Raw genomic sequence first — 18,022 nt, 5'->3', positions numbered from 1 at the left:
GGGGAAGCTGACATGCAATTAAACGTAAATGACGCTCAAGCGATCGAAGTTTCCGAACTGACATTTGGCGGCGAATTCAACGAGACGCTGGTTCACCAAGCAGTCGTGGCCTACATGGCCGGCGGCCGTCAAGGTAGCAAGCAGCAAAAGACCCGTTCCGACGTTCGTGGTGGCGGTAAGCGCCCTTGGCGTCAGAAAGGTACTGGCCGCGCTCGTGCCGGTACTATCCGTAGCCCAATCTGGCGTGGCGGCGGTACCACTTTCGCAGCACGTCCACAGGATCACACCCAGAAGCTCAACAAGAAGATGTATCGCGCAGCACTGCGCTCCATCCTTGCTGAACTCGTGCGTACTGATCGTCTGGTCGTGGTTCAGGACTTCGCTGTTGAAGCGCCGAAAACCAAAGATCTGCTGAACAAGCTGAACGGCATGGGCCTGACTGACGTCCTGATCGTGTCTGAAGCTGTTGATCAGAACCTGTACCTGGCTGCTCGCAACCTGCCACACGTTGATGTACGTGACGTGCAAGGTTCCGATCCAGTTAGTCTGATCGCATACGACAAGGTGTTGATCACCGTGTCGGCCGTGAAGAAATTCGAGGAGCTGCTGGGATGAACCAGGAACGCGTATTTAAAGTTCTGCTTGGCCCGCACGTTTCCGAAAAGGCTACGGTTCTGGCTGACAAGAAAGGCCAGTTCGTTTTCAAGGTTGCAACTGACGCAACCAAGCTGGAAATCAAGAAGGCCGTCGAAAGCCTGTTCAGCGTGAAAGTAGAGCGTGTTACTACCCTGAATGTTCTGGGTAAGAGCAAGCGCACTGCTCGCGGTCTGGGCAAGCGTAATGACTGGAAGAAGGCAGTTATCTCCCTTCAGCCAGGCCAAGATCTCGATTTCAGCAGCAGTGCTGAGTAAGGAAGGGGTGCATCATGGCAATCGTTAAATGCAAACCGACTTCCCCTGGCCGCCGTTTTGTGGTCAAGGTGGTCAACCAGGAGCTGCATAAAGGCGCTCCTCACGCACCGCTGCTCGAGAAGAAATCGAAGACTGGTGGTCGTAACAACAATGGTCGTATTACCACTCGTCACATCGGTGGTGGCCATAAGCAGCATTATCGTCTGGTCGACTTCCGTCGCAACGACAAAGATGGCATCGCTGCCACTGTCGAGCGTATCGAATACGATCCAAACCGTACTGCTCACATCGCTCTGCTGCTGTACGCAGATGGCGAGCGTCGCTACATCATCGCCCCTAAAGGCGTGAGTGCTGGTGACCAGCTGATCGCAGGTGCTTTGGCACCGATCAAGCCGGGCAACGCTCTGCAACTGCGCAACATTCCAGTTGGTAGCACCGTACACGGCATCGAATTGAAGCCGGGTAAAGGCGCGCAAATCGCTCGTTCCGCTGGTGCTTCGGCTCAGCTGATCGCTCGTGAAGGTGTCTACGTGACCCTGCGTCTGCGCTCTGGTGAAATGCGTAAAGTATTGGCTGAATGCCGTGCGACCCTGGGCGAAGTCTCGAACTCCGAGCACAGCCTGCGTTCGCTGGGTAAAGCTGGTGCCAAACGCTGGCGTGGCGTTCGCCCAACCGTTCGTGGTGTTGCCATGAACCCGGTTGACCACCCACACGGTGGTGGTGAAGGTCGTACCTCTGGTGGTCGTCATCCGGTATCGCCATGGGGCTTCCCGACTAAGGGCGCGAAGACTCGTGGTAATAAGCGTACCGACAAAATGATCGTCCGTCGTCGCAAGTAAATAGAGGGATACGACAGTGCCACGTTCTCTGAAAAAAGGTCCTTTTATTGATCTTCACCTACTGAAGAAGATCGAAGTGGCGGCGGAAAAGAACGATCGCAAACCGGTGAAAACCTGGTCGCGTCGTTCGATGATCCTGCCACAAATGGTCGGTCTGACCATTGCAGTGCATAACGGTCGTCAACATGTTCCAGTTCTCGTGAACGAAGACATGGTCGGCCACAAACTAGGCGAGTTTGCCGGTACCCGCACATATCGTGGGCACGTGGCAGACAAGAAAGCCAAGCGTTAAGGGGTAAGGAACGATGGAAGTAGCCGCTAAGTTGTCGGGCGCTCGAATCTCCGCCCAGAAAGCCCGCTTGGTCGCCGACCAGATCCGCGGGAAGAAGGTGGGCGAAGCGCTCAACCTGTTGGCTTTCAGCAGTAAGAAAGCCGCCGAGATCATCAAGAAAGTGCTGGAGTCGGCCGTAGCCAACGCCGAGCACAACGAAGGCGCAGACGTTGATGACCTGAAGGTCAGCACCGTTTTCGTCAACGAAGGGCGTTCGCTGAAGCGCATCATGCCTCGTGCCAAAGGCCGAGCTGATCGCATCGTCAAGCGGTCTTGCCATATCACTGTCAAGGTTGCTGACAAGTAACGGAGTCGAAGAGATGGGTCAGAAAGTACATCCCATTGGCATTCGCCTGGGAATCGTCAAGGAGCACACCTCCGTCTGGTACGCAGACGGTCGGACTTATGCGGACTACTTGTTCGCTGATCTGAAGGTGCGTGAGTATCTCCAAGACAAACTAAAAAGCGCGTCCGTGAGCCGTATCGATATCCATCGTCCTGCTCAAACTGCACGTATCACCATCCACACCGCTCGTCCAGGTATCGTTATCGGGAAGAAAGGTGAAGATGTTGAGAAACTGCGTCAGGACCTGACCAAGCAAATGGGTGTGCCTGTGCACATCAATATCGAAGAGATCCGCAAGCCGGAGCTCGACGGTATGCTGGTTGCGCAGAGCGTAGCTCAGCAGCTGGAGCGTCGCGTTATGTTCCGTCGCGCTATGAAGCGCGCAGTACAGAACGCCATGCGCATTGGTGCCAAAGGCATCAAAATCCAAGTGAGCGGTCGTCTCGGCGGTGCTGAAATCGCACGTACTGAATGGTATCGCGAAGGTCGTGTGCCACTGCACACCCTGCGTGCCGACATCGACTATGCCAACTACGAAGCTCACACCACCTACGGTGTGATCGGTGTAAAGGTTTGGATCTTCAAAGGCGAAGTAATTGGTGGTCGCCAAGAAGAACTGAAACCACAAGCACCAGCGCCTCGTAAAAAAGCTGCTAAGTAAGGGGTACGCCAAATGTTGCAACCAAAGCGTACGAAGTTCCGCAAGCAGATGACAGGCCACAACCGTGGTCTGGCTCAGCGCGGTAGCAAAGTCAGCTTCGGCGAATATGCGCTGAAGTCTGTAGCTCGTGGTCGTCTCACCGCTCGTCAGATCGAGTCAGCGCGTCGTGCACTGACCCGTCACGTTAAACGTGGCGGCAAGATCTGGATCCGTGTATTCCCGGACAAGCCTATCTCCAAAAAGCCCCTCGAAGTTCGGATGGGTAAAGGTAAGGGTAACGTGGAATATTGGGTTGCCCAGATTCAGCCAGGCAAAGTCCTGTATGAAATCGAGGGTGTTACTGAAGAGCTGGCGCGTGAGGCTTTCGCCCTGGCTGCTGCAAAGCTGCCGCTCGCCACCTCCTTTGTTAAACGGACGGTGATGTGATGAAAGCGAATGAACTTCGTGAAAAATCCGCACAGCAGCTGAACGAGCAACTGCTCGGCCTGCTGCGCGACCAGTTCAATCTGCGTATGCAGAAAGCAACTGGCCAGTTGGGGCAGTCTCATCTGCTCTCGCAAGTTAAGCGTGACATTGCTCGCGTGAAGACTGTGCTCAACCAGCAGGCAGGTAAGTGATCATGGCTGAAGCCGAAAAGACTGTCCGTACGCTGACTGGCCGTGTTGTCAGCGACAAGATGGACAAAACCATCACCGTTTTGATCGAGCGTCGCGTTAAGCACCCGATCTACGGTAAATACGTTAAGCGTTCGACTAAGCTGCACGCGCACGACGAAACCAACCAGTGCCACATCGGCGACAAAGTCACTATTCGTGAAACTCGTCCGTTGGCCAAGACCAAGTCTTGGGCCCTGGTTGATGTTCTCGAACGCGCTGTGGAAGTCTAAGGACTAGGGGTCGGAGAAATTATATGATTCAGACTCAATCCATGCTCGATGTGGCCGATAACAGCGGCGCACGCCGCGTTATGTGCATCAAGGTGCTGGGTGGCTCCCATCGTCGTTACGCTGGTATCGGTGACATCATCAAAGTTACCGTGAAGGAAGCAATTCCTCGCGGTAAAGTGAAAAAAGGCCAAGTGATGACTGCTGTTGTAGTCCGCACTCGTCACGGCGTACGCCGTGCAGATGGCTCCATTATCCGCTTTGATGGCAACGCTGCTGTTCTTCTGAACAACAAGCAAGAGCCGATCGGCACCCGTATCTTTGGGCCAGTGACCCGTGAACTTCGTACTGAGAAGTTCATGAAGATCGTCTCGCTCGCCCCAGAAGTGCTGTAAGGAGATCCGACATGCAAAAGATTCGTCGTGACGACGAGATCATCGTGATCGCCGGCAAAGACAAAGGTAAGCGCGGTAAGGTGCTGAAGGTTCTTGCTGATGACCGTCTGGTCGTTAGTGGTCTGAACCTGGTCAAGCGTCATACCAAGCCTAACCCGATGTCGGGCGTACAAGGCGGTATCGTCGAGAAAGAAGCGCCACTGCACGCTTCTAACGTCGCCATCTTCAACGGCGAAACCAACAAGGCTGACCGCGTTGGTTTCAAAGTAGAAGAAGGTAAGAAAATTCGTGTCTTCAAGTCGACCCAAAAAGCGGTTGATGCTTGAACACTGCTAGGTAGAAGACCATGGCACGACTAAAAGAGATTTACCGGAAGGAAATCGCACCGAAACTTAAGGAAGAACTTAAGCTTTCGAACGTGATGGAAGTTCCGCGCGTTACCAAAATCACCCTGAACATGGGTCTGGGCGAAGCGATCGGCGACAAAAAAGTCATCGAGCACGCTGTTGCTGACCTGGAAAAGATCACCGGCCAAAAAGTCGTTGTGACCTACGCTCGTAAATCCATCGCTGGCTTTAAAGTCCGTGAAGGATGGCCGATCGGCGTCAAAGTGACTCTGCGCCGTGAGCGTATGTACGAATTCCTGGATCGTCTGCTTTCGATCTCCCTGCCTCGGGTCCGCGACTTCCGCGGCCTGAATGCCAAGTCCTTCGATGGTCGTGGTAACTACAGCATGGGCGTTAAAGAGCAGATCATCTTCCCGGAAATCGACTACGACAAGATCGATGCTCTCCGCGGTCTGGACATCACCCTGACCACCACTGCCAAGAACGATGATGAAGGCCGCGCTCTGCTGCGTGCGTTCAAATTCCCGTTCCGCAACTGATTGGAGTAGGACCATGGCCAAGATGAGCATGAAAAACCGCGAGCTGAAGCGTCAGCTCACGGTTGCCAAGTACGCCAAGAAGCGTGCAGCACTGAAAGCAATCATCGTTGATCTGAACGCAAGTCCAGAAGCGCGTTGGGAAGCTACAGTTGCTCTGCAGAAGCAGCCACGTGACGCAAGCGCTTCGCGCATGCGTAACCGCTGCCGCCTGACCGGTCGTCCACACGGCGTTTACCGCAAGTTCGGCCTCGGCCGTAACAAACTGCGTGAAGCGGCAATGCGTGGTGACGTACCAGGTCTGGTTAAAGCCAGCTGGTAAGTACGTTCGAAGTCTCGGTGGCCAGGATCGCAAGATACTGACCACCGGTGGCCTAGAATCTGGAACAAGCCCCTTTTGGGGCTTGTTTCATTTCCGGAGTGTGTCTAAAATACGCGGCTCGCCTGAGCCCGTGTGTTTTGTGCTCGGAGATTCTCGGCGACACGTAATGGCCGCAAGGCTAATTTTTTTGTATTAGGAGCGTCTAGCCATGAGTATGCAGGACCCGTTAGCGGACATGCTAACTCGTATCCGTAATGCCCAGATGGCTGAAAAGTCCGTCGTAAGCATGCCATCTTCCACGTTGAAGGTTGCTGTTGCCAAAGTCCTGAAAGACGAAGGCTACATTGCGGGTTATCAGATCAGCAGCGAAATCAAACCACTGCTGTCCATCGAGCTGAAGTACTTCGAAGGCCGTCCGGTCATCGAAGAAGTGAAGCGCGTTAGCCGTCCAGGCCTGCGTCAGTACAAGTCCGTTGATGATCTGCCAAAAGTTCGTGGCGGTCTCGGTGTGTCTATCGTCTCCACCAACAAAGGTGTGATGACGGATCGTGCTGCGCGCGCTGCCGGTGTCGGCGGCGAAGTTCTTTGCACTGTGTTCTAAGGGGGGATAAGCATGTCACGCGTCGCTAAGAACCCCGTTAAGCTGCCAGCCGGTGTCGAAGTAAAATTCGCAGGCCAACAGCTTTCGGTGAAGGGTGCCAAGGGCACTCTGGAACTGAACATCCATTCGTCCGTTGAGATCGTTGAAGAAGCTGGTGAGCTGCGTTTCGCTGCTCGCAATGGCGATCAACAAACTCGCGCAATGGCCGGTACCACTCGTGCGTTGGTAAACAACATGGTCCAAGGCGTAAGCCAAGGCTTCGAGCGCAAGCTCCAGCTGGTCGGTGTTGGTTACAAAGCGCAAGCAAAAGGCACGGTTCTGAACCTGGCCCTTGGCTTCTCGCACCCAGTGGATTACGAACTGCCGGAAGGCATCACCGCTGAGACCCCTAGCCAAACCGATATCCTGATCAAGGGTATTGATAAGCAGCTGGTAGGTCAGGTGGCCGCTGAGATCCGCGACTTCCGTCCACCAGAGCCGTACAAAGGCAAAGGTGTGCGCTACGCGGACGAAGTCGTCCGTCGTAAAGAAGCCAAGAAGAAGTAGGGCATAGCAAATGACCGACAAAAAAGTTACTCGACTGCGTCGCGCTCGCAAAGCACGCCTGAAAATGCACGAACTCGAAGTCGTGCGTCTCTGCGTGTTCCGCTCGTCGCAGCACATCTACGCCCAGGTCATCTCGGCCGACGGCAACAAAGTCCTGGCAAGCGCCTCGACTTTGGATAAAGAACTGCGTGATGGTGCCACTGGCAACATCGACGCGGCCACTAAGGTTGGCCAGCTGGTCGCTACGCGTGCTAAGGCCGCCGGCGTCTCGCAAGTGGCTTTCGACCGCTCTGGCTTCAAGTACCACGGCCGCGTGAAAGCGCTGGCTGATGCTGCTCGTGAAGCTGGGCTGGAGTTCTAAGTTATGTCAAATAACGACCAAAAGCGCGACGAAGGCTACATTGAGAAGCTGGTTCAAGTTAACCGCGTAGCCAAAACCGTTAAAGGCGGCCGTATCTTCACTTTCACCGCGTTGACCGTGGTTGGTGATGGTAAAGGGCGTGTTGGCTTCGGCCGTGGCAAGTCACGTGAAGTGCCTGCTGCGATCCAGAAGGCAATGGAAGCTGCTCGTCGCAACATGATCCAAGTTGATCTGAACGGCACTACTCTGCAGTACGCAATGAAGTCCGCTCACGGCGCTTCGAAGGTGTACATGCAGCCTGCCTCTGAAGGTACCGGTATCATCGCTGGCGGCGCTATGCGTGCTGTCCTCGAAGTTGCTGGCGTTCAGAACGTTCTGGCCAAGTGCTACGGCTCGACTAACCCGGTAAACGTGGTTCACGCCACTTTCAAGGGTTTGAAAGCAATGCAGTCTCCTGAATCCATTGCCGCCAAGCGTGGCAAAAGCGTCAAGGAGATCTTCTGATCATGGCTACCGTTAAAGTAACGCTGATCAAAAGCATGACCGGCCGCATCCCTAACCACAAATTGTGCGTTAAGGGTTTGGGTCTGCGTCGCATCGGTCACACTGTAGAAGTACTTGATACTCCCGAGAATCGCGGGATGATCAACAAGGCTTACTACATGCTGCGTGTCGAGGGTTAATTCGATGAAACTCAATGATCTGAGTCCAGCGCCGGGTTCCCGTCGCGAAAAGCATCGTCCGGGCCGTGGTATCGGTAGTGGTTTGGGCAAGACCGGTGGCCGTGGCCACAAAGGTCAGTCCTCCCGCTCCGGTGGCACCATCGCTCCAGGCTTTGAAGGCGGTCAACAGCCGCTGCATCGTCGCCTGCCGAAGTTCGGTTTCGTTTCCCTGAAAGCCATGGACCGCGCAGAAGTGCGTCTGTCCGAGCTGGCCAAAGTGGAAGGCGACATCGTTACCGTGCAGACCCTGAAAGATGCCAACGTGATCAACGTCAACGTACAGCGTGTGAAAATCATGCTGTCCGGTGAAGTGACTCGCGCTGTCACTATCGGCAAGGGAATCGGCGCCACCAAAGGTGCGCGTTCGGCTATCGAAGCAGCTGGCGGCAAGTTCGAGGAATAAATGGCTAAGCAAGGTGCTCTCTCAGCGCTCGGCAAAGGCGGTATGTCTGAACTTTGGGCTCGTCTGCGTTTTCTGTTCCTGGCGATTATCGTCTACCGAATAGGCGCACACATCCCGGTTCCAGGTATCAACCCGGACCGACTCGCAGACCTGTTTCGACAGAATGAGGGGACCATTCTTAGCTTGTTCAACATGTTTTCCGGCGGCGCGCTGGAACGGATGAGCATCTTTGCACTGGGGATCATGCCGTACATCTCGGCATCGATCATCATGCAACTGATGACCGCCGTCAGTCCGCAGTTGGAGCAGTTGAAGAAGGAAGGTGAAGCTGGCCGTCGCAAGATAAGCCAGTACACCCGCTACGGCACTGTCATCCTCGCCCTGGTTCAGGCTATCGGCATGTCCGTTGGCCTGGCCGGGCAGGGTGTTGCGTTCACTGGTGACTTTGGCTTCCATTTCGTCGCGGTATCCACATTTGTGGCTGGTGCGATGTTCATGATGTGGCTGGGTGAGCAGATTACTGAGCGTGGTGTTGGTAACGGTATCTCGATGTTGATTTTCGCAGGTATCGTTGCCGGTCTTCCGAGAGCGATTGGGCAGTCTTTCGAGTCTGCACGTCAGGGTGATATCAATATCTTCGCCCTGGTTGCCATCGGTTTGTTGGCAGTAGCGATTATCGGTTTTGTGGTGTTCATTGAGCGTGGCCAGCGTCGTATTGCTGTTCACTACGCCAAGCGTCAGCAGGGCCGCAAGGTCTTTGCCGCGCAGACCAGCCACCTGCCGCTGAAAGTGAACATGGCCGGGGTTATTCCTGCCATTTTCGCGAGCAGCATTTTGCTGTTTCCGGCTTCGTTGGGTGCCTGGTTCGGTCAGTCTGAAGGTATGGGCTGGTTGCAGGACATCTCGCAGTCGATCGCTCCTGGTCAGCCGTTGAATATTCTGCTGTTTAGTGCAGGGATTATTTTCTTCTGCTTCTTCTATACGGCGTTGATGTTCAATCCGAAAGACGTAGCGGAAAACCTGAAGAAGTCCGGTGCCTTTATTCCGGGTATTCGTCCAGGTGAGCAGTCTGCGCGCTACATTGATGGCGTTCTGACTCGCTTGACCATGTTCGGTGCTCTATATATGACGGCCGTCTGCCTGTTGCCCCAGTTCCTGGTGGTTGCAGCAAACGTTCCGTTCTACCTTGGCGGGACCTCGTTGCTGATCGTCGTCGTGGTTGTGATGGACTTCATGTCCCAAGTACAATCGCACCTCGTTTCGCACCAGTACGAATCCCTGATGAAGAAAGCCAACCTGAAGGGTTACGGCAGCGGCATGTTGCGCTGAGTACCCATAAGGTTCGAGGAGTTGGTGATGAAAGTTCGTGCATCGGTGAAAAAGCTGTGCCGTAACTGCAAGATTATTCGCCGCGAAGGTGTTGTTCGAGTAATTTGCAGCGCGGAACCGCGTCACAAACAGCGCCAAGGCTGAGTGTGATCCGCTTGAAGCCCGGCAGCTAGTGCGCTGCCGGGTTGATTATTTGTTATTACAGCGATATTATCTCGCGCCCTATTTCTTGGCTTCCGGGGCGTAGGTAGCTGTCAATTGGAGTCCCACTGAATGGCCCGTATTGCAGGCGTTAACATTCCAGATAACAAGCACACTGTTATCTCGCTGACCTACATCTATGGTGTTGGTCGCACTACTGCGCAGAAAATTTGCGCAGACACTGGGGTAAACCCAGCCGCAAAGATCAAGGATCTGAGCGACGAGCAGATTGAGCTGTTGCGTGGCGAAGTGGCGAAGTTCACCACTGAAGGTGACCTGCGTCGCGAAATCAACATGAAAATCAAGCGTTTGATGGACCTCGGTTGCTACCGTGGTCTGCGTCATCGTCGTGGTCTTCCAGTACGCGGTCAGCGTACCAAGACTAACGCGCGTACCCGTAAAGGTCCGCGTAAGCCGATCCGCAAGTAATCGCCCACGCGAATCGACAGGAAATTAATCATGGCAAAACCTGCTGCTCGTCCTCGTAAAAAAGTTAAAAAGACAGTGGTTGATGGCATCGCCCACATCCATGCATCTTTTAACAACACAATCGTGACCATCACCGACCGTCAAGGTAACGCGCTTTCTTGGGCTACCTCCGGTGGTTCGGGTTTCCGCGGTTCCCGCAAGTCCACCCCGTTTGCTGCTCAAGTAGCTGCTGAACGTGCTGGTCAAGCTGCGCTGGAATATGGCCTGAAAAACCTCGACGTCAACGTCAAAGGTCCAGGTCCAGGTCGTGAGTCTGCTGTCCGTGCATTGAACGGCTGTGGCTATAAGATCGCCAGCATCACCGACGTGACGCCAATCCCGCACAACGGGTGCCGTCCGCCGAAGAAGCGCCGCGTGTAATCCAGGAGATTGTAAAGAATGGCTCGTTACATTGGTCCAAAATGCAAACTCGCTCGTCGTGAAGGCACCGATCTCTTTCTGAAGAGCGGCGTGCGCGCGATCGAATCGAAGTGCAACATTGAAGCAGCACCTGGTATCCACGGCCAACGCCGCGGTCGCCAGTCCGACTACGGCACCCAACTGCGTGAAAAGCAGAAGGTCCGTCGTATCTACGGCGTTCTCGAGCGTCAGTTCAGCGGCTACTACAAAGAAGCTGCTGGCAAGAAAGGTGCAACCGGTGAAAACCTGCTGCAACTGCTCGAATGCCGTCTGGACAACGTTGTATACCGTATGGGCTTTGGTTCGACTCGTGCCGAATCCCGTCAGCTGGTATCGCACAAATCCGTCAGCGTAAACGGCCAAACCGTTAACGTCCCGTCGTACCAGGTTCGTGCTGGTGACGTGGTCGCGATTCGCGAGAAAGCAAAAAATCAACTTCGCATTGTCCAAGCTCTCGATCTGTGTGCCCAACGTGGCCGCGTAGAATGGGTAGAAGTAGACACTGAGAAGAAGTCGGGCGTTTTCAAGAACGTTCCTGCTCGCAGTGATCTGTCCGCCGACATCAACGAAAGCCTGATTGTCGAGCTCTACTCCAAGTAAGGGCTAGAAAATAGGTGCATCCATGCAGATTTCGGTAAATGAGTTCCTGACACCCCGTCACATTGATGTGCAGGTTGTCAGTCCAACCCGCGCCAAGATCACTCTCGAGCCTCTCGAGCGTGGTTTTGGCCACACCCTGGGCAACGCGCTGCGCCGCATCCTGTTGTCCTCAATGCCCGGCTGTGCAGTAGTCGAGGCCGAGATTGACGGTGTGCTCCACGAGTACAGCGCCATCGAAGGTGTACAGGAAGACGTAATTGAAATCCTGTTGAACCTTAAAGGTCTGGCTATCAAGCTGCACGGCCGTGACGAAGTTACGCTGACCTTGTCGAAGAAGGGTTCGGGGGTGGTTACCGCTGCCGATATTCAGCTGGATCATGATGTCGAGATCGTTAATCCCGATCACGTAATCGCTAACCTGGCGTCTAACGGCGCCCTGAACATGAAGCTCACCGTAGCTCGTGGTCGTGGTTATGAACCGGCCGACTCGCGTCAGAGCGATGAAGACGAAAGCCGCAGCATTGGTCGCTTGCAGCTCGACTCTTCGTTCAGCCCGGTTCGCCGTATCGCATACGTGGTGGAAAACGCCCGTGTCGAACAGCGTACTAACCTGGACAAGCTGGTTATTGATCTGGAAACCAACGGTACTCTGGATCCTGAAGAGGCTATCCGCCGCGCTGCAACCATTCTGCAACAGCAGTTGGCTGCGTTCGTCGACCTCAAGGGTGACAGCGAACCAGTGGTAATCGAGCAGGAAGACGAGATCGATCCGATCCTGCTTCGCCCGGTTGACGATCTGGAACTGACTGTACGTTCGGCTAACTGCCTTAAGGCGGAAAACATTTACTACATCGGTGATCTGATTCAGCGCACCGAAGTAGAACTGTTGAAGACTCCGAACCTGGGCAAGAAATCCTTGACTGAAATCAAGGACGTTCTGGCCTCCCGCGGTCTGTCCCTCGGCATGCGCCTCGACAACTGGCCGCCTGCAAGTCTTAAGAAGGACGACAAGGCGACTGCCTGATCGTCGTAATCACCGAACGTGAGTTTGGTAAGGAATGAACCATGCGTCATCGTAAAAGTGGTCGTCACCTGAGCCGTACCAGCTCGCACCGTAAGGCTATGTTCCAGAACATGGCGGTGTCGCTGTTCGAGCACGAGCTGATCAAAACTACACTGCCGAAAGCTAAAGAACTGCGTCGCGTTGCTGAGCCGCTGATTACTTTGGCCAAGACAGACAGCCTGGCTAACCGCCGTCTGGCTTTCGACCGTACTCGTTCGAAAGCTATCGTTGGTAAGCTCTTCAACGACCTGGGCAAGCGTTACGCTACCCGTGAGGGTGGCTACCTGCGCATCCTCAAGTGCGGTTTCCGCGCTGGTGACAACGCGCCTATGGCGTACGTTGAGCTGATCGATCGTCCAGTTGGCGGTGAAGCTGTATCCGCTGAGTAAGACGTCAGTCGGTAACGAAGAACCGGGCCTAGTGCCCGGTTTTTTGTGCGCGTTGAAAACTGGAATTACCTCGAGCGAATACACGTTCAGCCCGTGCAGCTACTTCTGATATCCGTTCGGATGGATCGTTAGTTAATTTCTATCGGTGGGTATGATTTAATAAATTTGATGGTGTCATCTTCCTGATCAATAATCGCTCCAAGCCGATTAGCCGGCAGTTCCAAGACTGACCTGAGGAAGATTGAGCATGAGCCAGAATAAAACCCTTACTACCGCCAGCGGCGCACCTGTCGCGGATAACCAGAATTCCCGTTCCGCCGGCCCACGCGGCCCGCTGCTGCTCGACGACTTTCACCTGATCGAGAAGCTCGCTCACTTCAACCGTGAAAACATTCCTGAGCGTCGTGTACACGCCAAAGGCTCGGGCGCTTACGGTACCTTCACCGTCACTCAAGACATCACGCAGTACACCAGCGCCAAGCTCTTCGATTCTGTGGGCAAGCAAACTCCGACTTTCCTGCGCTTCTCCACGGTGGGTGGCGAGCGTGGTTCGGCTGATACTGAGCGCGACCCGCGTGGTTTCGCGTTGAAGTTCTACACCGAAGAAGGCAACTGGGACATCGTTGGTAACAACACCCCGGTGTTCTTCATCCGCGACCCGCTGAAGTTTCCCGACTTTATCCACACCCAAAAGCGCCTGCCGCAAAGCAACCTGAAAAGTGCACAGATGATGTGGGACTTCTGGTCGCACTCCCCTGAGGCGCTGCACCAGGTCACCATCCTGTTTTCGGACCGTGGCATCCCGGACGGCTACCGTCACATGCACGGCTTCGGCAGTCACACCTACAGCTTGATTAACGCCAAAGGCGAGCGCCACTGGGTGAAGTGGCACTACAAGACCAAGCAAGGTATCAAGAACCTGGCGCCGGCTGACGCTGCACGCCTGGCCGGTACCGACCCTGATTACGCTCAGCGCGATCTGTTCGGTGCTATTGAGCGTGGTGACTTCCCGAAATGGCGCGTGTGCATTCAGATCATGACTGAGGCCCAGGCCAACGCTCACTACGAAAACCCGTTCGACGTGACCAAGACCTGGTCGCAGAAAGAGTTCCCGCTGATCGAAGTGGGTGAGCTGGAACTGAACCGCAACCCGCTGAACTACTTCGCTGAAGTTGAACAGGCGGCTTTCGGTCCAAGCAACATGGTCCCGGGTGTTGGCCTGTCGCCAGACCGCATGCTGCAAGGGCGCGTGTTCGCTTACGCCGATGCCCATCGCTACCGCGTAGGTACCAATCACCAGCAACTGCCGGTGAATGCGCCACGCAGCCCAGTCAACAGCTACCAGCGTGATGGTTCGATGGCATTCGGCTCCAATGGTGGTGCGGCCCCCAATTACGAGCCAAACAGCTACGCCGATGCGCCGAAGCAGGCTCCTCAGTACGCCGAGCCAGCCTTGGCCCTGAGCGGTGCGGCTGATCGTTACGATCACCGCGAAGATACCGACTACTACAGCCATGCCGGTGCGCTGTTCCGCCTGATGAACGATGAGCAGAAAGCCCTGCTGATCAACAATATCGCCGGCGCAATGGCGGGTGTTTCCAGCGACGTGGTGCAGCGCCAGTTGCAGTACTTCTTCAAGGCCGACCCGGCTTATGGAGAAGGGATCGCATCTGCACTGGGTGTATCGCTTAACTGACTCTAAACGATAAGCAGAACCGCCCTCATTTGGGCGGTTTTTGCGTTATTTAAGCTACTTTTCACCGGAAATCTTCACTTTTCTGCCGTTGGTCCCGTGACCTCCGGGTCATCATGGTTCAAACTACAGACTTTCAAGCAGGGAGATGTAGGGCGATGCAAGGTCACCCCGACGTAATCGATTACCTCAACACGTTGCTGACGGGCGAACTGGCAGCTCGTGACCAATATTTCATTCACTCGCGGATGTACGAAGACTGGGGCTTTACCGAGCTCTACGAGCGTATCAACCATGAAATGGAAGAAGAGGCACAGCACGCCGACGCACTGATGCGCCGTATCCTGATGCTCGAAGGCACGCCCCGTATGCGTCCCGACGACCTGGATACCGGCACCACGGTGCCTGAGATGCTCGCCAGCGACTTGCGCCTTGAGTACAAGGTCCGTGCCGCGCTCTGCAAGGGCATTGAGCTCTGCGAGCAGCACAACGACTACGTCACGCGGGAAATCCTGCGGGTGCAGTTGAATGACACCGAAGAAGATCACACCTACTGGCTGGAAAAGCAGTTGGGCCTGATCAAGCTGATTGGCCTGGAGAATTACCTGCAATCGCAGTTCTGATTCCTCCAGCTACAAAAAAGCCCCTGTCACTTACACGGTGACAGGGGCTTTTTCGTGGGGCTGAACAATCAGTCCTTGTCGCGAGCCAGCAGAGGCTTGAGGTAGAAGCCGGTGTGAGACTGCTTCATCTCCGAGACTTGCTCCGGTGTGCCGACCGCAATGATCTGCCCACCTTTGGAACCGCCTTCCGGCCCCAGGTCCACCAGCCAGTCGGCGGTCTTGATCACATCCAGATTGTGCTCGATCACTACCACCGTGTTGCCGTGGTCACGCAGGCGATGCAGCACATCCAGCAATTGCTGGATATCCGCGAAGTGCAGGCCTGTGGTCGGCTCGTCGAGGATGTACAGCGTCTTGCCGGTATCACGCTTGGACAGCTCGCGAGACAGCTTGACCCGCTGGGCCTCGCCACCCGACAGCGTCGTCGCCGACTGACCCAGCTTGATGTACGACAGGCCAACATCCATCAGTGTCTGCAGCTTGCGCGCCAGGGCCGGTACCGCGTCGAAGAACACCCGCGCTTCCTCGATCGTCATCTCGAGGGTTTCGTGGATGCTCTTGCCCTTGTACTTGATCTCCAGGGTTTCGCGGTTGTAGCGCTTGCTCTTGCACACGTCGCACGGCACGTAGATGTCCGGCAGGAAGTGCATCTCCACCTTGATCAAGCCATCGCCCTGGCACGCTTCGCAGCGGCCGCCCTTGACGTTGAACGAGAACCGGCCAGGCCCGTAGCCACGGGAGCGCGATTCCGGCACGCCGGCGAACAGCTCGCGAATCGGCGTGAACAGCCCGGTGTAGGTCGCCGGGTTGGAGCGCGGTGTGCGGCCAATCGGGCTTTGGTCGATATCGACCACCTTGTCCAGGTGTTCCAGGCCCTTGATGCTGTCGTGAGCGGCGGCTTCCAGGGTGGTCGCGCCGTTCAGTGCAGTGGCACTCAACGGGAACAGCGTGTTGTTGATCAGCGTTGATTTGCCCGAACCGGATACACCGGTCACACAGGTCAGCAGGCCCAGCGGGATCTCCAGGTCGACATTGCGCAGGTTGTTGCCGCGCGCGCCCTTGAGGTGCAGTGCCATCTTCTTGTTGCGCGGGGTGCGTTTGGCCGGCACGGCGATCTTCACGCGACCCGACAGGTACTTACCGGTCAGCGAGTCAGGATGCGCCATCACTTCAGCCGGCGTGCCCTCGGCGACAATATGCCCACCGTGAACACCCGCTCCCGGGCCGATATCGACCACATAATCGGCCAGGCGAATCGCGTCTTCATCGTGCTCGACCACGATCACCGTATTGCCGATGTCCCGCAGGTGCTTCAGCGTGCCCAGCAAGCGGTCGTTGTCCCGTTGATGCAATCCAATCGACGGTTCATCGAGGATGTACAACACGCCCACCAGGCCGGCACCGATCTGGCTGGCCAAGCGAATCCGCTGGGCTTCACCGCCGGAAAGCGTGTCGGCACTGCGGTCCAGCGACAGGTAGTCCAGGCCCACGTTGACCAGGAACTGCAGCCGTTCACGAATCTCCTTGAGGATCTTGTCGGCAATTTCCCCGCGGCGGCCCGTCAGTTTCAGCGTGCCGAAGTATTCGCAGGCATCGCCAATCGGCAGGTTGGTCACTGCCGGCAGGGTCTTCTCGCCAACCCACACATGCCGCGCCTCACGGCGCAGGCGTGTGCCACGGCAATCCGGGCAAGGCTGGGTGCTGAGGAACTTGGCCAGCTCCTCGCGCACGCTGGCGGACTCCGTCTCGCGGTAGCGCCGCTCCAGGTTCGGCACGATGCCTTCGAACGGGTGCGAGCGTTTGACGATATCGCCACGGTCATTCAAATACTTGAAGTCGACGTTCTGCGAACCGCTGCCATGCAGGATGAATTTCTGCTGTTCGGCGGGCAGTTCGTTGAACGGCACTTCCAGGCTGAACTTGTAGTGCGAAGCCAACGACCCCAGCATCTGGAAGTAATAGACGTTACGCCTGTCCCAGCCACGTATCGCACCCTCCGCCAGTGTGAGGTCACCGTTGACCAGGCGCTTGATGTCGAAGAATTGCTTAACCCCCAGGCCATCACAGGTCGGGCAAGCGCCGGCCGGGTTGTTGAAGGAAAACAGCTTCGGTTCCAGCTCGCTGATGGCATGGCCGCAGATCGGGCAGGCGAAGCGCGCGGAGAAGATGATTTCTTCCCCGGGCTCGTCGTCCATCGGTGCTACCAGGGCAATGCCGTCTGCCAGCTTCAGCGCGGTTTCGAAAGACTCCGCCAGGCGCTGCTGCAAATCGGCACGCACCTTGAAACGGTCGACGACCACATCAATCGAGTGCTTTTTCTGTTTATCCAGCTTCGGCGCTTCGTCCAGCTCGTAGAGCTTGCCGTTGATGCGGGCACGCACGAAACCCTGGGCACGCAGTTCTTCAAAGACCGAAAGGTGTTCACCCTTGCGCTCGCGAATCACCGGTGCCAGCAGCATCAGCTTGGCGCCCTCCGGCTGGGCCAGCACCAGGTCGACCATCTGGCTGACGGTCTGGGCTTCCAGGGGAATGTCGTGGTCCGGGCAGCGGGGAATACCCACGCGGGCATACAGCAGGCGCAGGTAGTCGTAGATCTCGGTGATGGTGCCCACGGTGGAACGCGGGTTGTGGGAGGTGGATTTCTGTTCGATGGAAATCGCAGGCGACAGGCCTTCAATGGTGTCGACGTCGGGCTTTTCCATCATCGACAGGAACTGGCGGGCATAGGCCGACAGGGATTCCACGTAGCGGCGCTGGCCTTCGGCGTACAGCGTGTCAAACGCCAGGGACGACTTGCCGGACCCGGACAAGCCGGTGATGACGATCAGTTTGTCCCGTGGCAGGGTCAGGTCGATGTTCTTCAGGTTGTGGGTTCGAGCCCCACGAATCAGGATCTTGTCCAAGATGGCCTCGCACGGCGGGCGTAAATAATGCAGGAGTATACGGCTAAAGACTGGATGAATATACACTGTCAAAGTGCCGGGTGCAGCCTTACATGAAAGCTGCGCGGCAAACCGCCGCATATACCCTCT

The 18,022-nt window shown here is 55.9% G+C and carries 29 protein-coding genes; 28 read left to right on the top strand and 1 reads right to left on the bottom strand.

The window, feature by feature from the left end:
* Positions 1–12 precede the first annotated feature (12 nt).
* From rplD to bfr, 28 genes are all read left to right on the top strand, one after another.
* Positions 13–615, top strand: a complete 603-nt coding sequence (gene rplD / locus HYE77_RS15060; protein WP_003210082.1) for a 50S ribosomal protein L4 — start codon at positions 13–15, stop codon at positions 613–615.
* Entirely contained in the window at positions 612–911 is a 300-nt protein-coding gene (gene rplW, locus HYE77_RS15055) for a 50S ribosomal protein L23 (RefSeq protein WP_002555488.1), read from the top strand. Before rplD ends, rplW begins: the two co-directional genes overlap by 4 nt.
* A 14-nt stretch (positions 912–925) precedes the next feature.
* Positions 926–1,750, top strand: a complete 825-nt coding sequence (gene rplB, locus HYE77_RS15050; RefSeq protein WP_003210080.1) for a 50S ribosomal protein L2 — start codon at positions 926–928, stop codon at positions 1,748–1,750.
* Between the two features lie 16 nt (positions 1,751–1,766).
* Positions 1,767–2,042 (top strand): 30S ribosomal protein S19, encoded by a 276-nt coding sequence (gene rpsS, locus HYE77_RS15045; protein ID WP_002555486.1) that lies wholly within the window; start codon positions 1,767–1,769, stop codon positions 2,040–2,042.
* A gap of 13 nt (positions 2,043–2,055) precedes the next feature.
* Complete coding sequence (gene rplV / locus HYE77_RS15040; protein ID WP_003210077.1) at positions 2,056–2,388, top strand: 50S ribosomal protein L22; 333 nt, start codon at positions 2,056–2,058, stop codon at positions 2,386–2,388.
* A gap of 13 nt (positions 2,389–2,401) precedes the next feature.
* The gene (gene rpsC, locus HYE77_RS15035) at positions 2,402–3,088 is read left to right on the top strand and encodes a 30S ribosomal protein S3 (protein ID WP_003176422.1); all 687 of its coding nucleotides are present in this window, start codon (positions 2,402–2,404) and stop codon (positions 3,086–3,088) included.
* Positions 3,089–3,100: 12 nt separating this feature from the next.
* A complete protein-coding gene (gene rplP / locus HYE77_RS15030; protein ID WP_003210075.1) occupies positions 3,101–3,514 on the top strand; it encodes a 50S ribosomal protein L16 in 414 nt (137 codons plus the stop codon).
* Positions 3,514–3,705 carry a 50S ribosomal protein L29 gene (gene rpmC / locus HYE77_RS15025; RefSeq protein WP_002555481.1) on the top strand — a complete coding sequence of 64 codons (192 nt, stop codon included), beginning with the start codon at positions 3,514–3,516 and terminating at the stop codon, positions 3,703–3,705. Before rplP ends, rpmC begins: the two co-directional genes overlap by 1 nt.
* 2 nt (positions 3,706–3,707) lie before the next feature.
* Positions 3,708–3,974 carry a 30S ribosomal protein S17 gene (gene rpsQ / locus HYE77_RS15020; protein ID WP_003176419.1) on the top strand — a complete coding sequence of 89 codons (267 nt, stop codon included), beginning with the start codon at positions 3,708–3,710 and terminating at the stop codon, positions 3,972–3,974.
* A 23-nt stretch (positions 3,975–3,997) separates the two neighbouring features.
* The gene (gene rplN / locus HYE77_RS15015; RefSeq protein WP_002555479.1) at positions 3,998–4,366 is read left to right on the top strand and encodes a 50S ribosomal protein L14; all 369 of its coding nucleotides are present in this window, start codon (positions 3,998–4,000) and stop codon (positions 4,364–4,366) included.
* 11 nt (positions 4,367–4,377) lie between these two features.
* Positions 4,378–4,692 carry a 50S ribosomal protein L24 gene (gene rplX / locus HYE77_RS15010; RefSeq protein ID WP_003210072.1) on the top strand — a complete coding sequence of 105 codons (315 nt, stop codon included), beginning with the start codon at positions 4,378–4,380 and terminating at the stop codon, positions 4,690–4,692.
* Between the two features lie 20 nt (positions 4,693–4,712).
* A complete protein-coding gene (rplE, locus tag HYE77_RS15005) occupies positions 4,713–5,252 on the top strand; it encodes a 50S ribosomal protein L5 (protein ID WP_003210069.1) in 540 nt (179 codons plus the stop codon).
* 13 nt (positions 5,253–5,265) lie between these two features.
* Positions 5,266–5,571, top strand: a complete 306-nt coding sequence (gene rpsN / locus HYE77_RS15000) for a 30S ribosomal protein S14 (RefSeq protein ID WP_003176414.1) — start codon at positions 5,266–5,268, stop codon at positions 5,569–5,571.
* 208 nt (positions 5,572–5,779) lie between these two features.
* Positions 5,780–6,172: a 30S ribosomal protein S8 gene (gene rpsH / locus HYE77_RS14995; protein ID WP_003186040.1), complete on the top strand. Its 393-nt coding sequence runs from the start codon at positions 5,780–5,782 to the stop codon at positions 6,170–6,172.
* 12 nt (positions 6,173–6,184) lie between these two features.
* Positions 6,185–6,718 carry a 50S ribosomal protein L6 gene (gene rplF / locus HYE77_RS14990; protein ID WP_003176412.1) on the top strand — a complete coding sequence of 178 codons (534 nt, stop codon included), beginning with the start codon at positions 6,185–6,187 and terminating at the stop codon, positions 6,716–6,718.
* Between the two features lie 10 nt (positions 6,719–6,728).
* Entirely contained in the window at positions 6,729–7,079 is a 351-nt protein-coding gene (gene rplR, locus HYE77_RS14985; RefSeq protein ID WP_003186037.1) for a 50S ribosomal protein L18, read from the top strand.
* A gap of 3 nt (positions 7,080–7,082) precedes the next feature.
* Positions 7,083–7,583 (top strand): 30S ribosomal protein S5, encoded by a 501-nt coding sequence (gene rpsE / locus HYE77_RS14980; protein WP_003186035.1) that lies wholly within the window; start codon positions 7,083–7,085, stop codon positions 7,581–7,583.
* Between the two features lie 2 nt (positions 7,584–7,585).
* A complete protein-coding gene (gene rpmD, locus HYE77_RS14975; RefSeq protein ID WP_003186033.1) occupies positions 7,586–7,762 on the top strand; it encodes a 50S ribosomal protein L30 in 177 nt (58 codons plus the stop codon).
* Positions 7,763–7,766: 4 nt separating this feature from the next.
* Positions 7,767–8,204, top strand: a complete 438-nt coding sequence (gene rplO, locus HYE77_RS14970) for a 50S ribosomal protein L15 (RefSeq protein ID WP_003210066.1) — start codon at positions 7,767–7,769, stop codon at positions 8,202–8,204.
* Positions 8,205–9,533: a preprotein translocase subunit SecY gene (gene secY, locus HYE77_RS14965; protein WP_003210064.1), complete on the top strand. Its 1,329-nt coding sequence runs from the start codon at positions 8,205–8,207 to the stop codon at positions 9,531–9,533.
* A gap of 27 nt (positions 9,534–9,560) precedes the next feature.
* Entirely contained in the window at positions 9,561–9,677 is a 117-nt protein-coding gene (rpmJ, locus tag HYE77_RS14960) for a 50S ribosomal protein L36 (protein ID WP_002555468.1), read from the top strand.
* Positions 9,678–9,806: 129 nt separating this feature from the next.
* Entirely contained in the window at positions 9,807–10,163 is a 357-nt protein-coding gene (gene rpsM, locus HYE77_RS14955) for a 30S ribosomal protein S13 (protein WP_003210063.1), read from the top strand.
* 30 nt (positions 10,164–10,193) lie between these two features.
* Positions 10,194–10,583, top strand: a complete 390-nt coding sequence (gene rpsK, locus HYE77_RS14950; RefSeq protein ID WP_002555466.1) for a 30S ribosomal protein S11 — start codon at positions 10,194–10,196, stop codon at positions 10,581–10,583.
* An 18-nt stretch (positions 10,584–10,601) separates the two neighbouring features.
* Positions 10,602–11,222: a 30S ribosomal protein S4 gene (gene rpsD, locus HYE77_RS14945; protein ID WP_003210056.1), complete on the top strand. Its 621-nt coding sequence runs from the start codon at positions 10,602–10,604 to the stop codon at positions 11,220–11,222.
* Between the two features lie 22 nt (positions 11,223–11,244).
* Positions 11,245–12,246: a DNA-directed RNA polymerase subunit alpha gene (gene rpoA, locus HYE77_RS14940; protein ID WP_003176403.1), complete on the top strand. Its 1,002-nt coding sequence runs from the start codon at positions 11,245–11,247 to the stop codon at positions 12,244–12,246.
* A 41-nt stretch (positions 12,247–12,287) separates the two neighbouring features.
* Positions 12,288–12,674 (top strand): 50S ribosomal protein L17, encoded by a 387-nt coding sequence (gene rplQ, locus HYE77_RS14935; RefSeq protein ID WP_003210053.1) that lies wholly within the window; start codon positions 12,288–12,290, stop codon positions 12,672–12,674.
* A 247-nt stretch (positions 12,675–12,921) separates the two neighbouring features.
* Positions 12,922–14,370, top strand: a complete 1,449-nt coding sequence (locus HYE77_RS14930) for a catalase (protein WP_008436430.1) — start codon at positions 12,922–12,924, stop codon at positions 14,368–14,370.
* Positions 14,371–14,525: 155 nt separating this feature from the next.
* On the top strand, positions 14,526–14,990 hold the full coding sequence (gene bfr / locus HYE77_RS14925) for a bacterioferritin (RefSeq protein ID WP_003210048.1): 465 nt from the start codon (positions 14,526–14,528) through the stop codon (positions 14,988–14,990).
* Between the two features lie 68 nt (positions 14,991–15,058).
* On the opposite strand, the gene uvrA is transcribed toward bfr, so the two are convergent.
* Positions 15,059–17,893: an excinuclease ABC subunit UvrA gene (gene uvrA / locus HYE77_RS14920; protein WP_003210046.1), complete on the bottom strand. Its 2,835-nt coding sequence runs from the start codon at positions 17,891–17,893 to the stop codon at positions 15,059–15,061.
* Between the last annotated feature and the right edge of the window lie 129 nt (positions 17,894–18,022).

Origin of the sequence: Pseudomonas sp. IPO3774 (genome assembly GCF_013386835.1) — a bacterium.
In the GTDB taxonomy this organism is placed as follows: domain Bacteria; phylum Pseudomonadota; class Gammaproteobacteria; order Pseudomonadales; family Pseudomonadaceae; genus Aquipseudomonas.
This window is presented reverse-complemented; position numbering and strand designations above follow the sequence as displayed.